The organism is Streptomyces sp. NPDC091371 (assembly GCF_040684275.1).
Lineage (GTDB): Bacteria > Actinomycetota > Actinomycetes > Streptomycetales > Streptomycetaceae > Streptomyces.
On the sequence record NZ_JBFBFP010000019.1, the window covers coordinates 66,109 to 84,028 of the forward strand.

At 72.5% G+C, this 17,920-nt stretch carries 21 protein-coding genes; 8 read left to right on the forward strand and 13 right to left on the reverse strand.

Features of this window, described 5'->3' with window-relative positions:
* Positions 1–6 precede the first annotated feature (6 nt).
* Entirely contained in the window at positions 7–684 is a 678-nt protein-coding gene (locus tag AB0O21_RS21540) for a DUF461 domain-containing protein (protein WP_365172798.1), read from the forward strand.
* A gap of 80 nt (positions 685–764) precedes the next feature.
* On the opposite strand, the gene AB0O21_RS21545 is transcribed toward AB0O21_RS21540, so the two are convergent.
* Positions 765–1,445: a response regulator transcription factor gene (locus AB0O21_RS21545; RefSeq protein WP_030387286.1), complete on the reverse strand. Its 681-nt coding sequence runs from the start codon at positions 1,443–1,445 to the stop codon at positions 765–767.
* 52 nt (positions 1,446–1,497) lie between these two features.
* A complete protein-coding gene (locus AB0O21_RS21550; protein WP_365172800.1) occupies positions 1,498–2,697 on the reverse strand; it encodes an ATP-binding protein in 1,200 nt (399 codons plus the stop codon).
* Between the two features lie 226 nt (positions 2,698–2,923).
* On the opposite strand from AB0O21_RS21550, the gene phoU reads away from it, so the two are divergent.
* Both phoU and AB0O21_RS21560 read left to right on the forward strand, forming a co-directional pair.
* Positions 2,924–3,601, forward strand: a complete 678-nt coding sequence (phoU, locus tag AB0O21_RS21555; RefSeq protein ID WP_365172801.1) for a phosphate signaling complex protein PhoU — start codon at positions 2,924–2,926, stop codon at positions 3,599–3,601.
* 102 nt (positions 3,602–3,703) lie between these two features.
* Positions 3,704–3,853, forward strand: a complete 150-nt coding sequence (locus AB0O21_RS21560; protein ID WP_167344738.1) for a hypothetical protein — start codon at positions 3,704–3,706, stop codon at positions 3,851–3,853.
* Between the two features lie 74 nt (positions 3,854–3,927).
* On the opposite strand, the gene AB0O21_RS21565 is transcribed toward AB0O21_RS21560, so the two are convergent.
* The 3 genes from AB0O21_RS21565 to AB0O21_RS21575 all read right to left on the reverse strand — a co-directional run bounded on the left by AB0O21_RS21565 (position 3,928) and on the right by AB0O21_RS21575 (position 5,661).
* Positions 3,928–4,299, reverse strand: coding sequence for a hypothetical protein (locus AB0O21_RS21565; RefSeq protein ID WP_365172803.1), 372 nt, complete (start codon positions 4,297–4,299; stop codon positions 3,928–3,930).
* Between the two features lie 166 nt (positions 4,300–4,465).
* The gene (locus AB0O21_RS21570; RefSeq protein WP_365172804.1) at positions 4,466–4,726 is read right to left on the reverse strand and encodes a hypothetical protein; all 261 of its coding nucleotides are present in this window, start codon (positions 4,724–4,726) and stop codon (positions 4,466–4,468) included.
* Positions 4,727–4,902: 176 nt separating this feature from the next.
* A complete protein-coding gene (locus AB0O21_RS21575) occupies positions 4,903–5,661 on the reverse strand; it encodes a phosphoglyceromutase (protein ID WP_365172805.1) in 759 nt (252 codons plus the stop codon).
* Positions 5,662–5,813: 152 nt separating this feature from the next.
* Here AB0O21_RS21575 and AB0O21_RS21580 point away from each other — a divergent pair, with 152 nt between their 5' ends.
* On the forward strand, positions 5,814–7,106 hold the full coding sequence (locus tag AB0O21_RS21580) for an MFS transporter (RefSeq protein WP_365172806.1): 1,293 nt from the start codon (positions 5,814–5,816) through the stop codon (positions 7,104–7,106).
* Here the strand turns inward: AB0O21_RS21580 and AB0O21_RS21585 are convergent.
* Complete coding sequence (locus AB0O21_RS21585) at positions 7,081–7,566, reverse strand: YbjN domain-containing protein (RefSeq protein WP_365172808.1); 486 nt, start codon at positions 7,564–7,566, stop codon at positions 7,081–7,083. The two genes, AB0O21_RS21580 and AB0O21_RS21585, sit on opposite strands and share 26 nt — an antisense overlap.
* A complete protein-coding gene (gene mshA / locus AB0O21_RS21590) occupies positions 7,559–8,860 on the reverse strand; it encodes a D-inositol-3-phosphate glycosyltransferase (protein WP_365172890.1) in 1,302 nt (433 codons plus the stop codon). The genes AB0O21_RS21585 and mshA overlap by 8 nt, the downstream gene beginning before the upstream one ends.
* 360 nt (positions 8,861–9,220) lie before the next feature.
* Here mshA and AB0O21_RS21595 point away from each other — a divergent pair, with 360 nt between their 5' ends.
* The 3 genes from AB0O21_RS21595 (at position 9,221) to AB0O21_RS21605 (ending at position 13,042) form a co-directional block, all read left to right on the forward strand.
* Positions 9,221–9,994, forward strand: a complete 774-nt coding sequence (locus AB0O21_RS21595; protein ID WP_365172891.1) for a class I SAM-dependent methyltransferase — start codon at positions 9,221–9,223, stop codon at positions 9,992–9,994.
* Positions 9,995–10,215: 221 nt separating this feature from the next.
* Positions 10,216–11,301, forward strand: coding sequence for an NlpC/P60 family protein (locus tag AB0O21_RS21600; protein WP_365172810.1), 1,086 nt, complete (start codon positions 10,216–10,218; stop codon positions 11,299–11,301).
* Between the two features lie 487 nt (positions 11,302–11,788).
* Positions 11,789–13,042, forward strand: coding sequence for a fused response regulator/phosphatase (locus AB0O21_RS21605; RefSeq protein WP_365172812.1), 1,254 nt, complete (start codon positions 11,789–11,791; stop codon positions 13,040–13,042).
* Positions 13,043–13,045: 3 nt separating this feature from the next.
* On the opposite strand, the gene AB0O21_RS21610 is transcribed toward AB0O21_RS21605, so the two are convergent.
* From AB0O21_RS21610 to AB0O21_RS21620, 3 genes are all read right to left on the reverse strand, one after another.
* Positions 13,046–13,384 (reverse strand): DUF2516 family protein, encoded by a 339-nt coding sequence (locus AB0O21_RS21610; protein WP_365172814.1) that lies wholly within the window; start codon positions 13,382–13,384, stop codon positions 13,046–13,048.
* 123 nt (positions 13,385–13,507) lie between these two features.
* On the reverse strand, positions 13,508–14,062 hold the full coding sequence (locus tag AB0O21_RS21615; RefSeq protein ID WP_365172816.1) for a hypothetical protein: 555 nt from the start codon (positions 14,060–14,062) through the stop codon (positions 13,508–13,510).
* A 28-nt stretch (positions 14,063–14,090) separates the two neighbouring features.
* A complete protein-coding gene (locus AB0O21_RS21620) occupies positions 14,091–14,492 on the reverse strand; it encodes a helix-turn-helix domain-containing protein (RefSeq protein WP_365172818.1) in 402 nt (133 codons plus the stop codon).
* A gap of 168 nt (positions 14,493–14,660) precedes the next feature.
* Between AB0O21_RS21620 and AB0O21_RS21625 the strand changes: the two genes are divergently transcribed.
* On the forward strand, positions 14,661–15,137 hold the full coding sequence (locus AB0O21_RS21625; RefSeq protein ID WP_365172819.1) for a hypothetical protein: 477 nt from the start codon (positions 14,661–14,663) through the stop codon (positions 15,135–15,137).
* Between the two features lie 59 nt (positions 15,138–15,196).
* Here AB0O21_RS21625 and AB0O21_RS21630 read toward each other — a convergent pair whose 3' ends face one another.
* The 3 genes from AB0O21_RS21630 to AB0O21_RS21640 form a co-directional block, all read right to left on the reverse strand.
* Complete coding sequence (locus tag AB0O21_RS21630; protein WP_365172893.1) at positions 15,197–15,955, reverse strand: putative protein N(5)-glutamine methyltransferase; 759 nt, start codon at positions 15,953–15,955, stop codon at positions 15,197–15,199.
* Positions 15,956–15,986: 31 nt separating this feature from the next.
* Entirely contained in the window at positions 15,987–17,231 is a 1,245-nt protein-coding gene (locus AB0O21_RS21635) for a GNAT family N-acetyltransferase (RefSeq protein WP_365172821.1), read from the reverse strand.
* 68 nt (positions 17,232–17,299) lie between these two features.
* Positions 17,300–17,875 carry an AmfC protein gene (locus AB0O21_RS21640; protein WP_365172823.1) on the reverse strand — a complete coding sequence of 192 codons (576 nt, stop codon included), beginning with the start codon at positions 17,873–17,875 and terminating at the stop codon, positions 17,300–17,302.
* Positions 17,876–17,920 lie beyond the last annotated feature (45 nt).

The window sequence follows — 17,920 nt, forward strand, 5'->3', positions numbered from 1 at the left end:
GCCGCCGTGAGCCGCAGCCTTCGACGCGGCGCCCTCGCCGCCACCGCCGTCGTGTTCTCGATCGCCTCGCTGGCCGCCTGCGGTGCGGGCAACGACGCGCAGACCCTGCAGATCAAGCCGGACAACGCCTCGGTCACCAAGGGCAACATCCAGGTCCAGAACGCTCTGGTCATCACCGCCGGCGAGAAGGGCAAGAGGGGTCCGGCCGCCGTTTCGGCGACGGTCTTCAACTCCGGCATCAAGCCGCAGACCCTCGACGCCATCACCCTCCCGGGCGGCAAGGGCAAGGTCGTCCTGAAGGCGGCCGAGGGATCCGGCAAGATCACCGTGCCGGCCGGCGGGTCCGTGGTCCTGGGCGGCAAGGGCAACGCCTCCGCCGTGATCGAGAACGGCTCCGAGGCCGTCGAACTCGGCGACCAGCAGGCCGTCGTCTTCCAGCTGAGCCAGGCGGGCGACGTCCCGCTGCGGGCCTTCGTGGTCCCCGGCACGGGCATGTACGCGGGCTACGGTCCGACCGTGGCCCCGGCCGCGATCCCGGCCGCCGGCGCCACCCCGTCGGGCACGCCGTCCGGTTCCCCGTCCGGTTCCCCGTCGGGCACCCCCTCGGGCACCCCGTCGGGCTCCGCCTCGGGCACCCCGTCGGGTTCCCCGTCCGGGTCCGCCTCGCACGGCACCGGCCACTGAGCCACCGCGTCACTCGTACGCACACGGGAAGGGCCCCGGCCGCATCAGCGGCCGGGGCCCTTCCCCTACGTGCATCCGGTTTACGGCTCGAACTTGTAGCCGAGGCCGCGGACGGTCACCAGGTAGCGCGGGGCACCCGGGTCCGGCTCGATCTTGGCGCGCAGGCGCTTGACGTGGACGTCGAGGGTCTTGGTGTCGCCGACGTAGTCCGCCCCCCACACCCGGTCGATCAGCTGCATGCGGGTCAGCACGCGGCCCGCGTTGCGCAGCAGCATCTCCAGCAGGTCGAACTCCTTCAGCGGGAGGTCCACCTTGCCGCCGGCGACGGTGACCACGTGGCGGTCGACGTCCATCCGTACGGGGCCGGCCTCCAGCGCTGCCGGGGTGACCTCCTCCGGCTCGCCGCGGCGGCGCAGGACCGCGCGGATGCGGGCGACCAGCTCCCGCGAGGAGAAGGGCTTGGTGACGTAGTCGTCGGCTCCTATCTCCAGCCCGACGACCTTGTCGATCTCGCTGTCCTTGGCCGTCACCATGATCACGGGGACGTTGGAGCGGCCGCGCAGCTGCCGGCAGACCTCCGTGCCGGGCAGCCCGGGGAGCATCAGGTCGAGGAGGACGAGGTCGGCGCCGTTGCGCTCGAACTCGTCGAGCCCGTCGGGCCCGGTCGCCGCGATGGCGACCTCGAAGCCCTCCTTGCGGAGCATGTAGGACAGGGCGTCGCTGAAGGATTCCTCATCCTCGACGACGAGCACTCGGGTCACGGAAGGACCTCCGGGGCAGGAATGGCTGGAGCGGTTTCTGGCGGTGTCTGGGTCAGGCGGGGGTGGGGTGGGTGTGACGGTCCGGCGCCGGGGCCTGCGCCGCCGCTTCGGGGAGCCTGAGGGTGAAGGTGGATCCCTGGCCTTCCGAGCTCCACACCGACACCTCCCCGCCGTGCGAGGCCGCCACGTGCTTCACGATCGCAAGGCCGAGGCCGGTGCCTCCCGTGGCGCGGGAGCGGGCCGGGTCCACGCGGTAGAAGCGCTCGAAGATGCGCTCGCGGTCCTTTTCCGGGATGCCGATGCCCTGGTCGGTCACGGCGATCTCGATCAAGTCTCCCCCAGGTGCCGACACCCTGCGTCCGGCTATGCCGACGCGGGTACGGGCGGGGCTGTAGTTGACGGCGTTCTCGACCAGATTTCCGAGGGCTGCCGCGAGCTGCCCGCGGTTGCCCCAGACGCGCAGGTCGGCGGTGCCGCCGGCGGCCATGGTGATCTGCTTCGAGGACGCCGTGTGGCGGCAGCGGTCTATGGCCTCCGCCACCAGGGTGTCCACCCGTACGGGCTCGGCGTCCTCCAGCGGGTCGTCGTTCTGGACCCGGGAGAGGTCGATGAGCTCCTGTACGAGGTTGATCAGCCGGGTGGCCTCGATCTGCATGCGGCCCGCGAAGCGGCTGACCGCCTCGGGGTCGTCGGCGGCATCCATGACGGCCTCGGAGAGCAGGGAGATCGCGCCCACCGGCGTCTTCAGCTCGTGCGACACGTTGGCGACGAAGTCACGGCGGACGGCCTCGATGCGGCGGGCCTCGGTGAGGTCCTCGACCAGCAGCAGCACGAGGCGCGAGCCCAGCGGGGCCACGCGCGCCGAGACGGCGAGGGCCTCGCCGCGGCCGGTGCCGCGCCGGGGCAGGTCGAGCTCGACCTGGCGTATCTCCCCGTCGCGGCGGGTGTCGCGGGCCATGTGCAGCATGGGCTCCACGGCGAGTTTGCCGCCGCGCACCAGCCCGAGGGCGTAGGCGGCCGAGCTCGCCTTGACCACGGCGTCGCCCTCGTCGAGCACCACTGCGGAGGACCGCAGCACGGACAGGACGGTGTCCACTCCGGGCGGCAGCACCGCGTTGATGTCCGGGCGCATGGAGCTCCGGGTGGGGCGGGCCTGGTCGCGCTCGCTCCAGCGGAACGCCAGCATGGCGATGACGCCGGTGCAAAGACCGGCGATCGCTGCAGCTGCGGCGACCGCCGCGTTCACGTCCATGGATCCAGGTTAAGCAGGCCCGGCGACACTTCCACAGCCGTTCGGGTGGCACCTCGAACAGTCGTCGCCCAGAGTTCACCCTGGCGACGGGGTTGATTCATTTGTGATGCCGGAGTCGGACGCGTTTGCGGTTCAACGTGAAAACGTGGGGCCCGGACACACCTTCCCGGGCAGCAGAACAGCAGCAGTAGAGCAGTAGTAGTAGGTCGAGAGAGGGACACGAGACATGCGCGACGCGTACCACGAGGAACTGGACTCGATCGGAGAAGGCCTGGTCGAGATGGCCCGGCTCGTCGGTTCCGCGATCGGGCGGGCCACGACGTCCATGCTCGACGCCGACCTGAAGCTCGCCGAGAGCGTCATCGCCGCCGACCAGAAGGTCGACGACCTCCAGCACGACCTGGAGGCGCGCGCCATCGCCCTGCTCGCCCGCCAGCAGCCGGTCGCCACCGACCTGCGCATCGTCGTGACCTCGCTGCGCATGAGCGCCGACCTGGAGCGCAGCGGCGACCTGGCCCAGCACGTGGCGAAGCTCGCCCGGCTGCGCTTCCCGGACTCGGCGGTGCCGCGTGACCTGCACGCCACGATCCTGGAGATGGGGCAGCTGGCGCAGCGCCTGATGGCGAAGGCGGCCGAGGTCATCATCACGAAGGACGTCGACCTGGCGCTCCAGCTGGAGCAGGACGACGACGAGATGGACCAGCTGCACCGCACGCTGTTCCAGCACCTGATGGACGACCGCTGGAAGCACGGCATCGAGACGGCCGTGGACGTGACGCTGCTGGGCCGCTACTACGAGCGCTTCGCTGACCACGCGGTGTCGGTGGCCAAGCGCGTGGTGTACCTGGTGACGGGCGAGCACGCGGACGACCTCCAGCAGCCGACGGTCGTCGACGGCGCCTGATCCGGGTCACTGCGCCAATGCGCCGTTGACGCGCCGGTGTGGCTGGGCATGAATGAGGCGAAGGCAGTACGACTTCCCGTTCGTCGCCTGCGAGGAGGAACCATGCCCGATTCCCCCGTCCCCATCACCCCGGAGCAGGAGCAGCCGCCGAGGCCGGAGCCGCTGCGGCTCCCGCTGCTGGCGGCCTGCGGCTGCGGCTCGGGCTGCGGCTGCGGCTGCCAGTCCGGCGCCCCCTGCCAGTGCGGCGGCTGACCGCCGCACGCGCGCACGCACGCACGCGAGGGCCCCGTCCGAGATTCGGACGGGGCCCTCGTGCGCTTCGCGGGTCAGGGCGCGGTCGGCGCCATCGGAGCGGTCTCGATGCGCGCGGCGCCGCCCGGCAGGACGGGGGCGGCCTGGATGATGCGCTTGGGGGTGGCGGCGGCGGGGGCGGCCGGGGCGGCCGGGGCGGCGGGGGCGGCCGGGGCGGCGGCGGGGGCGGCGAGGGGCGCCAGCAGCGGCTCGGCCTGCTGGAGGGTGGTCGAGCCGCCGTTGGTGACGACGACCGCCGGGTTGCTGAGGACCCTGGAGACGTTGAGGTCCGAGACGTTGAGGTTGTCGAGGAGGTCGAGCAGCGGGTCCGCCTGCGCGGGGGCGCCGCCGGCCAGCAGGACTACGCCGGCGAGGGCGCCGACCGCGGAGAATCGATTGATCTTCATGCCGTGGAAAACGCCCGTGCGCCGCCCCCGGTCACCGCTCCCGCCCCGCCGTCGCCCGTTCGGCCCTACCGATCCCCCCGTCTGGCCCGCGCATCGGACCGACGTACGACGAGCCCCCACCCTGCGGGTGAAACCGCAGGTCAGGGGGCTCGTTAGCGCGTGTGGGTTACCTGGCCGCGTCGCGTTCCTCCGGTGTGACGCACAGGGTGTCGCCGTCCCACATGTCCCGCCAGACGTAGCCCGGCGGACAGGGTTCCGCCGCGGGGCGGACGTCCGTGACCGAAGGCCGGGCGGCCGGCGCGGTCGCCGCGGCGGCGGGCAGCGCTGCGACGCCGGCGACGAACGCGGCCGAGGCGAACGCCATCGCGTAGCGCGAGAACCGACGCCCGGACCGGGCGGCCGTCGGGGTGCAAAGGGTGTGGGACATGGCTCCTCCCTGAGGGTTCGCGGTATCCGGTCACGCCGTTCGACGCGACCACCCCTCCAGTAGGTCCGAAGGACCACACCCCCGTCATGCCACCGAAAGACGTGACTTGACGCACCACCGAAAAGCCCCCTACCTGCGGAGAAAGCGCAGGTAGGGGGCTCGTTCGCGGGTGGGTGCTACTTCTTGCCCTGGTTCTTGACGGCCTCGATGGCGGCCGCCGCGGCCTCCGGGTCGAGGTAGGTGCCGCCCGGGTTGAGGGGCTTGAAGTCGGCGTCCAGCTCGTAGGAGAGCGGGATGCCGGTCGGGATGTTCAGGCCCGCGATGTCGGCGTCGGAGATGCCGTCGAGGTGCTTGACCAGGGCGCGCAGGGAGTTGCCGTGCGCGGCGACCAGGACGGTGTGGCCGTCGAGCAGGTCCGGGACGATCGAGTCGTACCAGTACGGCAGCATGCGGACGACGACGTCCTTGAGGCACTCGGTGCGCGGGCGCAGCTCCGGCGGGATGGAGGCGTAGCGCGGGTCCCCGGACTGCGAGAACTCCGTGCCGTCCTCGAGGGCCGGCGGCGGGGTGTCGTACGAGCGGCGCCACAGCATGAACTGCTCCTCGCCGAACTCGGCGAGGGTCTGGGCCTTGTCCTTGCCCTGGAGGGCGCCGTAGTGGCGCTCGTTCAGGCGCCAGGAGCGGTGGACCGGGATCCAGTGGCGGTCGGCGGCCTCCAGCGCGAGCTGGGAGGTGCGGATCGCGCGCTTCTGGAGGGACGTGTGGACCACGTCGGGGAGCAGGCCGGCGTCCTTGAGCAGCTCACCGCCGCGGACCGCCTCCTTCTCGCCCTTCTCGTTGAGATTGACGTCCACCCAGCCGGTGAACAGGTTCTTCGCGTTCCACTCGCTCTCGCCGTGGCGGAGGAGGATCAGCTTGTACGGTGCGTCGGCCATGCGTACGAGCCTAATGGACGTACGGGGGCGCCCGCGCGCGCTGTGCGGTGGCGCCGATTGACGGTCCGCGTCAATTGAGTAGCGCGCCCGAGGCAACCACTCGTAATGTGCGTCCCGGTTGAATGACGCTTACATCTCCGGGGGGATTCCTTATGTCCGTTGTGCGCATGAGACGGGCCGCCCGGGAGAGCGTGTCGGGTCTGCCGACGGAGTTCTGGTGGCTGTGGACGAGCACCCTGGTCAACCGGCTCGGGGCCTTCGTCGCCACATTCATGACCTTGTACCTGACCCTGGACAGGGGCTACTCGGCCTCCTTCGCGGGACTTGTGGTCGCCCTCCACGGCCTCGGCGGGGTGGTCTCCTCCCTCGGCGCGGGCGTGATGACCGACCGGCTCGGGCGGCGGCCGACGCTGCTCGCGGCGAACGTCGCGACCGCGCTCTCGGTGGCGCTGCTGGGCTTCATGGAGGATCCGGCGGCCATCGCCGCGGTGGCCCTGCTGGTGGGCATGGCCTCGAACGCGTCCCGGCCGGCGGTGCAGGCGATGATGGCGGACATCGTGCGCCCCGAGGACCGGGTGCGGGCCTTCGCGCTGAACTACTGGGCGATCAACCTCGGCTTCGCCGTCTCCGCGACCGTCGCCGGTTTCGTCGCCGAGTACAGCTACCTCGCCGGCTTCCTGGGCGAGGCGGCGCTGACGCTGGTCTGCGCGGTCCTCGTGTACCTGAAGCTGCCCGAGTCCCGGCCGGAGAAGGGTGATGTGGCTTCGGCGGCCCTGGAGCCCGAGATCGGGCTGGGCACGGTGCTGCGCGACGGGCGGTTCATGGGGGTCGTGGGGCTGTCGTTCCTGATCTCGCTCATCTTCATGCAGGGCTCGTTCGGCCTGCCGCTGACGATGGGGACCGCGGGCTTCACCCCCGGCGACTACGGCCTGGTCATCGCGGTGAACGGCGTGATGATCGTCCTGCTGCAGCTCCCGGTGACCCGGTTCATCGAGCACCGCTCCGCGCGGAAGCTGCTGGTGGTCTCCGCGCTGCTGGCGGGGTACGGGTTCGGGCTGACGGCCTTCGGCGGATCCGTCGGGGCGCTCGCGCTGACGGTGTGCGTGTGGACGCTGGCCGAGATCATCAACTCCCCGATCCAGATGAGCCTGGTCGTGCGCCTGTCTCCACTGCACGGGCGGGGCCGCTACCAGGGCATGTACACGATGTCGTGGGCCGTGGCCTCGCTGATCGCCCCGCTGCTGGCCGGTACGGTCATCGACCGGTTCGGGGCCGAGTGGCTGTGGGGGACGACGGCGGCCCTGGGCACGGTCGCGGCGGTCGGGTACTGGCTGCTGATGCGGGGGCTCCCCGAAGGTGACGCGGGTGCCGGAGCGGGAACGGACGACGGCGAGGCCGGGCGTGGCGCGGAGTCCGCGGTTACGTCGGCTGCGTCAGGTGCTTGAAGGCGTCGAGGTTGAAGGTCGGTTCGCCGCGGGAGACGCGCCATTCGTACTCGCGGCGGATCGCGCTCGCGAAGCCCAGCTCCAGGAGGGTGTTGAAGGCTCCGTCGGCCGCTTCCAGGACGGTGCCGAGGAGGCGGTCCAGGTCCTCCGGGTTCACCACCGACAGCGGCAGCCGGCCCGTGAGGTAGACGTCCCCGAGGCGGTCGACCGCGTAGCTCAGGCCGTACAGCTTGAGGTTGCGCTCCAGCAGCCAGCGGTGGACGCCGGCCTCGTTCTCGTCGGGGTGGCGGATCACGAAGGCGTTGACCGACAGGGAGTGCCGGCCGACCCGGAGCGAGCAGGTGGTGCTCAGCTTGCGGGTGCCGGGGAGCTGGACGACGTACGAGCCCGGCTCGGGGCTCTCCCAGCTCAGCTCGGCGCCGGTCAGGGCGCTCTCGATGATCGCGGCGGTGTCAGCCATGGTGGGAGCGTACGCGACGGCGGTGATCGTGCATCGCTGCCGTGTACACGTCGGCCGTGGCGCTCGCGGCGGTGTCCCAGCCGAAGAACTGGGCGTGCCGGGCGGCCTGCGCGCCCAGCCGGTCGGTGAGCGCCGGGTCGTCGATGAAGCGCCGCAGCTCGCGCGCGTAGTCCACCGGGTCGTGTCCGGGTACGAGGATCCCGGTGGCCCCGTCGTCGACGGCGACGGGCAGTCCGCCGACCGCGGCGGCCAGCACGGGGGTGCCGGTGGCCTGGGCCTCGATCGCGACGAGCCCGAAGGACTCGCTGTAGGAGGGCATGACCAGCACGGACGCCGCCCGGAACCAGTCGGCGAGCCCGTCCTGCGCGACCGGCGGGTGGAAGTGCACGAGATCGGTGATGCCGAGCTTCGCGGCGAGCTTCTGCAGCCCCTCCGGCTTGGCCAGGCCGCTTCCGCTGGGGCCGCCGACGACGGGGACGAAGAGGCGGCGGCGCAGCGAGGGGTCCTGGTCGACCAGGACCGCGACGGCGCGCAGCAGGATGTCGGGGGCCTTCAGGGGCTGGATGCGGCCGGCGAAGAGCGGGATGACGGCGTCCTGCGGCAGGCCGAGGCGGGCGCGGGCGGCGGCGCGGCCGTCGGCCACGGTGAAGCGGTCGAGGTTCACGCCGGGGTGGACGACGGCGACCTTGCCGGGGTCCGCCTCGTAGTGCCGTACGAGCTCGTCGGCCTCCTCGGCGGTGTTCGCGATGAGCCGGTCGGCGGCGGCGACGATCTGGGTCTCGCCGATGACGCGGGCGGCGGGCTCGGGGGTGTCGCCCTCGGCCAGCGCGGCGTTCTTGACCTTGGCCATGGTGTGCATGGCGTGCACGAGCGGGACGCCCCAGCGTTCGGCGGCGAGCCAGCCGACGTGGCCGGAGAGCCAGTAGTGGGAGTGGACGAGGTCGTAGTAGCCGGGGCGGTGGCCGGCCCAGGCCTGCATCACGCCGTGGGTGAAGGCGCACAGCTGGGCCGGGAGCTCCTCCTTGGCGAGGCCTTCGTACGGTCCGGCGTCCACGTGCCGTACGAGGACTCCGGGGGCCAGCTCGACCACGGGCGGCAGCCCGCCGGTGGTGGCCCGGGTGAAGATCTCGACCTCGATGTTGATCGCGGCGAGGCGCCGGGCCAGCTCCACGATGTACACGTTCATGCCGCCGGCGTCGCCGGTTCCGGGCTGGTGCAGCGGCGAGGTGTGCACGCTGAGCATGGCGATGCGGCGCGGCTTGCGGTGGCCTCCGACGGCGGCCGGGAGGCGCAGCCGCGGCGGCTCGTGACGGGTGGCGCGGGCGGCGGCGAGGCGTCCGCCGATGCTGCCGCCGATGCGGGACACGTACTGACTCAAGGGAGCAGTTCCTCTCGCTCGGACGACGACGCTCGGACGGACGGGCCCGTGCGGGTGGCGGGCATGCTGACGGGAGCGCGGTTGGCGCCCTGCAAGGAGTGCAACCCGGATGGCCGTCCCGCGCATTCCGGGATGGCCGGGGATTCCGCGATTTTTCTTGCGGAATCCAAGGTTTTTCCGAGGCCCGGGCCCTCCGCTTACCCTCGGCTCATGGTCTCCCGCAGCACCCCGTACCCCTCCAGCAGCCATGGCCCCGGCCACAAGCAGGGCTGTCCTGTGGGCTCGGTGACGCGCGGGACGACCAATCCGAACCGGTTGCGCCGCATGGACCGCTGGATCGCGGCCACCCACGGGGCGGCGCTGCGCCGGGCCGAGTCCCCGGTGGCGGTGGACCTCGGTTACGGCGCCGCGCCGTGGACGGCGGTCGAGCTGCTGGCGCGGCTGCGGGAGGCCGCGCCGCGGGTGCGGGTGGTCGGCATCGAGATCGAGCCGGCCCGGGTGGCGGGGGCCAAGCCGTACGAGCGGGAGGGGCTGAGCTTCCGGCACGGCGGCTTCGAGGTGCCGCTGGACGCCGGGGAGCGGCCGGCGCTGATCCGCGCGGCGAACGTACTGCGCCAGTACGACGAGGAGCAGGTCGAGCAGGTGTGGCGGCGGCTGTGCGCGCGGCTGGCCCCGGGCGGGCTGCTGGTGGAGGGCACCTGCGACGAGATCGGGCGGCGCCACGTGTGGGTGGCGCTGGGGCCCGAGGGGCCGCGCACGGTGACCTTCGCGACCCGGCTGGGGTCGTTGGAGCGCCCGTCGGACCTGGCGGAGCGGCTGCCGAAGGCGCTGATCCACCGGAACGTGCCGGGCGAGCCGGTGCACGCGTTCCTGCGGGACTTCGACCGGGCGTGGGCGGCGGCGGCTCCGTACGCCTCCTACGGGGCGCGGCAGCGCTGGATCCGGACGGCGCGGGCCCTGGCCGGCGACTGGCCGCTGGCGGACGGGCCGGGGCGGTGGCGGCAGGGGGAACTGACGGTGCGCTGGGAGGCCTTGCGCCCGGTGGGGTGAATACGGCGGCCCGGGGAACCGGTGACCAGGGTGGCCCGTTGAGTCTGGCGGGGTGGGGCGTTGAAATGGGTCCGCCGGGACGCCGTCTGACGGTCGTTCGGCGGCACGAGCAAGATCGGAAGACACCCGCAAGGGTGTTGGATTTCATCTACTCGTGGCACCATCCCGGAGGCAGTAGCAAGTTACTGATGGATAGTCAGTTCGGGACTGGTGGGGGGACCATGGGGGCCGTGAGGCAACGGCGGGGCGCGAGTGCTCTCGTACTGCTGTGCACGATGGCGATACTGACGGCGCCGGGCCTTGCGACGGGTGCGGCGTACGCGGAACCGGCCGCGCCGGCGGCGCCCGCGGCGCCCGCGCCCGAGCCGGGCACCAAGTCCCTGGAGCAGGTCCACAAGGAGATCGAGGAGCTGTACCGCCAGGCGGGCGCCGCCACGGACGCCTACAACCAGGCCGAGGCCGAGACCAAGGCCCAGTCCGACAAGATCGTCGAGCTCGCCAACCTGATCGTCGCCGGTCAGGCGCGGATCGACACCCTCAAGAGCCGCGCGGGCGCCGCCGCCCGCGCCCAGTACCGCTCGGGCGGCCTGCCCCCGAGCGCGCAGCTGGCACTGAGCGAGAGCCCCAGCGTGTTCCTCGACGGAGCGAAGCGGCTGCGCCAGGGCGAGAAGGCCACCTCGGACATGCTCTCCGAACTCGACCGCACCCAGGGCGACTTGAAGCGGTACGCGGCGGACGCGAGCGCGCGCTGGGCGATCCTGGAGGAGAACCGGGTCAAGCAGGAAGCCGCCAAGAAGGAGATCGAGGGGAAGATCAAGGCGGCGGAGGAGCTGGAGAACAAGCTGCGGGCCGAGGAGAAGGCCCGGCTGATCCAGCTGGAGCAGGAAGCCCAGTACAGGGCGCAGACGGCGTGGCTGTCGACGGGCGCGCTGAAGGAGGTCAACGGCACCGCGACGGAGGCCGGCAAGCGGGCCGTGCAGTTCGCCACCGCGCAGATCGGCAAGCCGTACGTCTGGGGCGCCGTGGGTCCCGACTCGTACGACTGCTCGGGGCTGACCTCCCAGGCCTGGCGGGCGGCGGGCAAGGGCATCCCGCGCACCTCGCAGGAGCAGCTGCGGCTGCTGCCGAAGGTCGCGCTCAAGGACATGCGCCCCGGCGACCTGATCGTCTACTTCGACGACGCGTCCCACATCGGGATGTACATCGGCGACGGCGCGATGGTCCACGCCCCGCGCCCCGGCCGCAACGTCACGATCGCGGGCGCGGGCTCCATGCCGATCAAGGCGGTCGTCCGCCCCGACGCGTAACGCCCTGCGGGCCGCGCGGGCGGGCCTCGCCCGCACCCTCCATCCCTGGCCGGCCAAATCCAGCCTCGCCGGCGTTTGAGGCGCGGGGTCTGGGGCGGAGCCCCAGGTCCGGGCGGAGCCCGGTTTCGGGAAGGGGCGGGGTGGGGGACAGGCCCCGCGCAGCGGCCCGCAGGCACCCGGCCGTCGGGCCCGGGCGCACGCCGGGCGCCCTGCGGGGGCGCCCCACCTCACACCCGACCCCGACGGGGGCGGCGCGGGGTCGCCCCCAGCCGGCACGAGGCAACCGACTCGGGCCCGGTTACGTCTCGCCAGGCGGGACGCGCGAGGGTCCCGTCGTGACGTTTGTCATCCAGTGAGGCCGAGTTTCCCCCGTGATAACGGCATATGCCGGAGCTCCTGATCCACAGCGGCATTCCGCTCGCCCGGCCCGGCCGCTAGGGTCTGCCGGACGATCGCACCCTCGGGGGGAGGGAAGGAACCGGAGACGATGCCCGTACCCGTACCGCGGCAGAGGGACACCCCCGCTACGGAGAGCGGTCAGGCCGTCGCACAGGCGACCCCGCTGACCCTCCTCGTCATCGAGGACGACCCGGCCGGCGGCCTCACGGTCCCCGAGATCCTCGACGCCGACGGACACCGCATCCGGCTCCGCACCGCCCGCAACCTCGTCGAGGCCGAGCGGCTGCTCACCCCCGATGTGCACTGCATCCTGCTCGACCTGTCCCTCCCGGAGACGGGCCACCGCGCCGGCGCCGCCGTGGCCGTCGACGAGCTGACGGCCCTGCACCAGGTGCTCCGCCTCGCCCCCCGGCACGCCGTGCTCGTCCTCACCTCCGAGGCCGACGCCGAGCGCGCCGCCGAGGCCGTCCGGGTCGGCGCCCAGGACTTCCTCTTCCGCGACGAGCTGGACGGCCGGCTCCTGAGCCGCGCCATCCGCTACGCGGTGGAGAGAAAGCGGGCGGACATCGCCCAGTACAAGCTCGCAGAATCGAAACTGCGCGCCCAGGAGAACGCCCGCCTGGAACGCGGTCTGCTCCCCACCCCGCTCCTCGAAGGCTCCGACCTCCGCTTCGCCGCCCGCTACCGCCCCGGCCGCAGCCGGGCCCTGCTCGGCGGCGACTTCTACGACGCCGTCCGCACCCCCGACGGCACCGTCCACGCCATGATCGGCGACGTCTGCGGCCACGGCCCCGACGAAGCCGCCCTCGGCGTCGAGCTCCGGATCGCCTGGCGCGCGCTGACCCTGGCCGGGCTGTGCGGCGACGACCTGCTGGCCACGCTCCAGGAGGTCCTCGAGGTCGAGCGCCCCTGCGAGGAGATCTTCGCGACGCTGTGCACCGTCGACATCTCCCCCGACGGCCGCCACGCGGGCCTGTGCCTGGCCGGCCACCCGGCCCCGCTGATATCCAGGCCGGGCCGGCCCGCGCGCCTGCTCCCGTACGAGAACAGCGGCCCGGCACTCGGACTGCTGCCGCGCGCCCGCTGGCCCCGGCGGCAGGTCGAGCTCGGCGGCGCGTGGAGCCTGATGCTCTACACGGACGGCCTGATCGAGGGCCGGATCGGCGAGGGCAAGGAGCGCCTCGGACAGGACGGCATGGTCGAGATGATCAACCGCCACCTGGAGCACGGCCTGCGCGGCGAAGGCCTGCTGGAGGCCTCCGTCACCGAGGCCCGCCGCCTCAACGGCGGCGAGCTCACCGACGACGTCGCCGTGGTGCTGCTGTCCCGGGCCGAGGCCTGAGAGCTACCGCCCGCCGTTGTAGGGCCCGTACGGCCCGTCGCTGCTGCTGCCACCGCTGCGCCGGCCGCCGCCCGAGACCTGCTTGAGGGCCGGGCGGACGTCGACGAAGAACACGATCGTCGCGACCAGGCCCGCGATCTGCAGGAACAGCATCCCGAGGAAGAAGTCCACGACGACGGTGATGCCGAGAATCACCAGCCAGAACGTCTTGGTCTGCTTGTCGGCCGCCCGGTAGGCGTCCTCGCGCGCCAGCAGCGCGAACACGAAGGCCACGACGGCGAGCGCCAGCATGGCGAACCCGAGCAACGGGAGCACCCCTTCATCGAACCCGTTCATCAGCATCGCGCGACCGCCTTCTCATACGTGTTCACATGCCCGCGCTTCCACGCTACCGGCACAGGCGCCGTCATGAATCACAACGGGCCGGACACCCTTCAGGTGCCCGGCCCGTCGTACTCGTACGCCTCAGCTCTCCTCGGCCGGCACGGCCGCGGCCTTCTTCGCCGTGCTCTTGCGCGCGGCGGCCTTCTTCGGGGCGGCCTCGGCGGCCACCGGCTCCGCCGCGGGCTCCGGCTCCGGCTCCACGGCCACGGCGATGTCGACGATCTCCTCGGAGACCTCGCCCCGCCAGGCGCGCACGGTCTGCTCACCGTGCTCGGCGACCTTGTCGTACGTCTCCTTGGCGCGCACCGCGTACTCCGCGGCCACGCCGACCCCGCGCAGCGCCAGGTCCTGGGCGGTCTCGCCGAGCTTCTTCGCGTCGATCGCGCCGAGCACCTCGGCGACCTTGGCGGTGACCGCCTCCTGCGCCTCCTTGGCCGCTTCCCGGGCCTTCTCCTGCACGGCCTTCGGGTCGGTGTTCTTCACGGCCTCGATGCGCGCGGGGGCCTCGGCGCGCAGCTGCTCGATGAGACCCGGCACCTTCTTGGCCTGCTGCACGGCGAGGTCGGCGGTGCCGGCGGCGAAGTAGAGCGGGGTGGGGTCGGTGAGGGTCTTCTTCAGGTCATCGGCGATGGCCATGTGCGGGTCCTCCCGGATCAAGTTCAGTTCAGTTCGGCGTCGTCTTGGGCGGCATGTCGTCGGTGAGCGCGTCGGCCGGCGCGTCGAGCGCGTTCTCCTTGCGGAACGACTCGTAGATCTGGAGCAGCACCTGCTTCTGCCGCTCGTTGATGGACGGGTCGGCGAGGATGACGGCCCGCGTCTCCACCTCGTCCCGGTCCCGCTCGTCCAGGATCCCGGCCTGCACGTACAGCGTCTCCGCGGAGATCCGCAGCGCCTTGGCCAGCTGCTGCAGGATGTCCGCGCTCGGCTTGCGCAGCCCGCGCTCGATCTGGCTCAGGTACGGATTCGACACCCCCGCCGCGTCGGCCAGCTGCCGCAGCGAAAGCTGGGCCTGCCGACGCTGCTCACGGAGGTATTCGCCGAGGTTTCCGACGTTGAGCGATGCCATGCCCCGATCCTGCCGCACCTTGCTAACTTTTGCAAGCAGCTGCTTGCAACATCTCCCACCCGGATCGATACCGGAAAGCGCTCGTCACTACGCCTGCTTGGCCACGATCATGAACCGCACGCGCGGGCCGGGGGCCTGCGCATCACACCGAACGCCAGGGAGGGCCTCATGAACACCACACCGGACAACCTGCCCCCGTACCCCGGCCCCCCGCCGATACCGGGCTACCAGATGGCCCCGCTCGAGATGCCGCGCAAGGTCAAGACCCTGCGCGTTCTCCTGTTCGTCATGGGTGGCCTCAACACGCTGGGCGGCCTGCTGGTATTCGCCGCCGCGGCCGCCACCAGCAGCGGTGCGCTGGAGGAGAGCGCCGAGCTCGGATCCGCGGCCACCCTGTACGCCATCGGCGTCATCGCCCTCGCCCTGGCCGCCGCGGCGATCACCCTCGGCGCCCTCTGCCGCAACGGCACGAACGGTGCACGGATCGCCGTGCTCGTCATCGGCGGGCTCGTCGCCGCCAACGCCGTCGTGAGCCTCTTCAGCGGGGAGGGTGCCAACGGCATCGGCATCGCGCTCGCGGCCTTCCTGGTCATCAACGCGAGGAGCGACGAAGCCAAGCAGTGGTTCAACCGCCCCCGCTTCTGACTCCGCCGCGGCTTCACCGGCCGGCCGTCGGCCGTCGGCCGGTGAAGCCGAGCCGTGGATCACGCTTCGGCGATGACCACCGTCGCGTAGAGCTCCTCCGAGGCGACCACCCGGGTCCTGAAGCCCGCGGACGACAGGGCCGCCGCCGTCGACGGGCACTGCCGGGCGCTCGTCTCGATCAGCAGCCGGCCGCCCGGGGCCAGCCACGGCAGGGCGCCGGAGGCGACCCGGCGGTGGATGTCGAGGCCGTCCGGGCCCCCGTCGAGGGAGACCAGCGGTTCGTGGTCCCGCGCCTCGGCCGGCATCAGGCCGATCTCCTCCGTGGGCACGTACGGGGCGTTGACCACCAGCACGTCCACCCGCCCGAGCAGGGAGGCGGGCAGCGGCGCGTACAGGTCGCCCTCCCACACCGTGCCGCCGTACGGGGCCACGTTGCGCCGCGCGTACACCAGCGCGGCCGGGTCCACGTCCGCCGCGTGCAGCTCCACCCCGCCCGGGATCCGCGCCGCCAACGCCGCGCCCAGGGCGCCGACTCCGCAGCACAGGTCGAGCACCACCGCGCCGGGCCGGGCCAGCGCCACCGCCTCGTCCACGAGGAACTCGGTGCGCCGGCGCGGCACGAAGGCCCCCGCGCCCACCTCCATGCGCAGCCCGCAGAACTCCGCCCAGCCCACGACGTGTTCCAGCGGTTCACCGCCCACCCGCCGGGCCAGCAGCTCCGCCAGGTGCGCGTCGTCGCGGGCGGCCCCGCTCAGCAACTCCGCCTCCTCCTCCGCGAAGACGCAGCCCGCCGCGCGCAGGGCTTCCACCAGTGACATCGAATGCGTCAAGTGACTCGAACCTCGGTTCTCAGAAGACATCCGGGCACCACGGCCGACGGGCCGTGCGGAACACCGCGTCCGCCAGCGCCACCGCGCCCGGCCGGTGCTCCGTCACCCGGCCGAGGGCCGCCAGCCGTACCGCCGACTCGTCGCCCAGGTACAGCGAGCCCAGCACGGCCACGTCCAGGCCCAGGTCCGCCGGCTCCCCGGTCCGCTCGCAGGCGCCGGTGCCCGCGTCCAGCCGGTAGCGGCCGTCCGCGAGCCCCGCCGCGTCCGCGACCTCCAGGACGAGGACCCCGGGCACCGCGTACGTCCGCGCGCCCAGGGCCCGTACGACGTCCAGCAGCCGCACCCAGAGGAAGTCCGCGGTGGTGACGGTCCGGGCGGAGCGCGGGTCGGGCAGCAGCTGGGCGACGAGGTCGTCGGGCGCCCGGTAGCCGGTGCGGACCTTGGTCACCCAGTCGATCGAGCACAGGAACTGCCACAGCGCCCGCTCCGCCTGCGGGGTCACCGCCAGCAGGTCGCTGACCTGCACGGTGTTCTGCGGCAGCTTCGCGTCCGTCCAGTGGTCGTCGGCCCCGTACGCGGCCAGCCCGGCCACCTCACCGGCCGCGGTGCGGTACACCGCGAAGAACTTCTCCTTGTACGGGCGGTACGAGATCTCCTCCAGGCCCGTCGCCAGGTTCCACCAGCGCCCGTCCCGGTTCACGGCGCCGTGCGTGCGCGCCCGCAGCCGCTCGTGCAGCTCCGGGCCGATCCGCCGGACCTCGGCCGCGTCGACCAGGTCGATCCGCCCGCCGTCCACGGGCGCCGCCAGCCGCCGGTCCAGTCCGGTGCGCGGTACGTCGATCTCCCATTCCGAGACGGAGGTCGCGTGGCCGTACCCGTACCGCCCGTAGATCGGGTACTCGGCGGAGATCAGCGTCGACAGCACGTCCCCGCGCGCCTTCGCGGCGGCGAGCTCGCCGGCCATCATCCGGGACAGCAGGCCCTGGCGGCGGTGCGTGGGCAGCACGACGACGTTGGAGACCGCGCTGGCGGGGACGGACGCCCCGCCGGGCACGGTCAGTTGCTGCGCGAAGGAGCGGAAGGAGGCGACGCAGCGCCCGCTGTCGGAGTCGAAGGCGCCCACCGTGCGGGCGAGGTCGTTGTACTTGGCCCGCTGGGCCACGTCGGAGTCGGTCACTGCGGCCGTGGTCAGGAAACCGGTGTTCACGGTTCGCAGCCAGTCGGGGAGCTCGGATTCGGCGATCGGCCGGACGTCAGCACTCATAGCCGCCCACGCTAACCGCGCGGCTGATCCCCGGTCGCCCGATTTTCCGCCCCGGGCCCCCTCCGCACCTATACCAGCAGGTCGTCCACCTGCGCTTCTCCCTCCCGGTACCGCCGGGTGATCTCCGCGCTGCAGTCGTCCACCGTCCGCTGGAGCTGCTGCCGGCGCCGCGAGACCTGCTGCTCGTAGCGCACCAGCTTGCCCATCCCCTCGTACAGTTCGCCGTCCGTGCGCGCGCTCAGGTCCGAGAGCTCCACGTCGGCCAGCATCTCCGCCGCCAGCAGCCGGTACTCCTCGCCGTGCGGGGTGCCGAGCGTGACGTGCCGGGCGGAGGCGCTGCGGCTGGAGGGGGCGTCGGCGAGGATCTCCGAGAGCCGGTCCACGACCGGCGCCTCGGGGTCGGCCCGCCGGGCGAGCTCGGCCCGCAGGATGTCGATGCGGCCCTGGAGCAGCCGGCGCACATAGCTCAGATCGGCCTCGTCGCGCTGCGCGTCGCGGCGCAGCGCACGCAGATCCGGCAGCCCGAGCGCGGTGCCGAGGCCCTCCGGACCCGGCTCCTCGCCGGTGCGCTGCGCGGGCGGTCGTACCGCGGCAGCTGCGATGGAGGCGGGTGATGCAGGTACGGAGGTACCAGAAGTATTCATACGAACGAGTCCGTCCCCTCGACCGGTGCGGCGCACCCGCACCGC

Bases quoted from the DNA above. Each gene is read 5' to 3' on its own strand.
- AB0O21_RS21550 (WP_365172800.1), bottom strand. From the start codon at position 2,697: ATGGACGTGAACGCGGCGGTCGCCGCAGCTGCAGCGATCGCCGGTCTT.
- phoU (WP_365172801.1), top strand. From the start codon at position 2,924: ATGCGCGACGCGTACCACGAGGAACTGGACTCGATCGGAGAAGGCCTG.
- AB0O21_RS21560 (WP_167344738.1), top strand. From the start codon at position 3,704: ATGCCCGATTCCCCCGTCCCCATCACCCCGGAGCAGGAGCAGCCGCCG.
- AB0O21_RS21565 (WP_365172803.1), bottom strand. From the start codon at position 4,299: ATGAAGATCAATCGATTCTCCGCGGTCGGCGCCCTCGCCGGCGTAGTC.
- AB0O21_RS21570 (WP_365172804.1), bottom strand. From the start codon at position 4,726: ATGTCCCACACCCTTTGCACCCCGACGGCCGCCCGGTCCGGGCGTCGG.
- AB0O21_RS21575 (WP_365172805.1), bottom strand. From the start codon at position 5,661: ATGGCCGACGCACCGTACAAGCTGATCCTCCTCCGCCACGGCGAGAGC.
- AB0O21_RS21580 (WP_365172806.1), top strand. From the start codon at position 5,814: ATGTCCGTTGTGCGCATGAGACGGGCCGCCCGGGAGAGCGTGTCGGGT.
- AB0O21_RS21585 (WP_365172808.1), bottom strand. From the start codon at position 7,566: ATGGCTGACACCGCCGCGATCATCGAGAGCGCCCTGACCGGCGCCGAG.
- AB0O21_RS21600 (WP_365172810.1), top strand. From the start codon at position 10,216: ATGGGGGCCGTGAGGCAACGGCGGGGCGCGAGTGCTCTCGTACTGCTG.
- AB0O21_RS21605 (WP_365172812.1), top strand. From the start codon at position 11,789: ATGCCCGTACCCGTACCGCGGCAGAGGGACACCCCCGCTACGGAGAGC.
- AB0O21_RS21610 (WP_365172814.1), bottom strand. From the start codon at position 13,384: ATGCTGATGAACGGGTTCGATGAAGGGGTGCTCCCGTTGCTCGGGTTC.
- AB0O21_RS21615 (WP_365172816.1), bottom strand. From the start codon at position 14,062: ATGGCCATCGCCGATGACCTGAAGAAGACCCTCACCGACCCCACCCCG.
- AB0O21_RS21620 (WP_365172818.1), bottom strand. From the start codon at position 14,492: ATGGCATCGCTCAACGTCGGAAACCTCGGCGAATACCTCCGTGAGCAG.
- AB0O21_RS21625 (WP_365172819.1), top strand. From the start codon at position 14,661: ATGAACACCACACCGGACAACCTGCCCCCGTACCCCGGCCCCCCGCCG.
- AB0O21_RS21630 (WP_365172893.1), bottom strand. From the start codon at position 15,955: ATGTCACTGGTGGAAGCCCTGCGCGCGGCGGGCTGCGTCTTCGCGGAG.
- AB0O21_RS21635 (WP_365172821.1), bottom strand. From the start codon at position 17,231: ATGAGTGCTGACGTCCGGCCGATCGCCGAATCCGAGCTCCCCGACTGG.
- AB0O21_RS21640 (WP_365172823.1), bottom strand. From the start codon at position 17,875: ATGAATACTTCTGGTACCTCCGTACCTGCATCACCCGCCTCCATCGCA.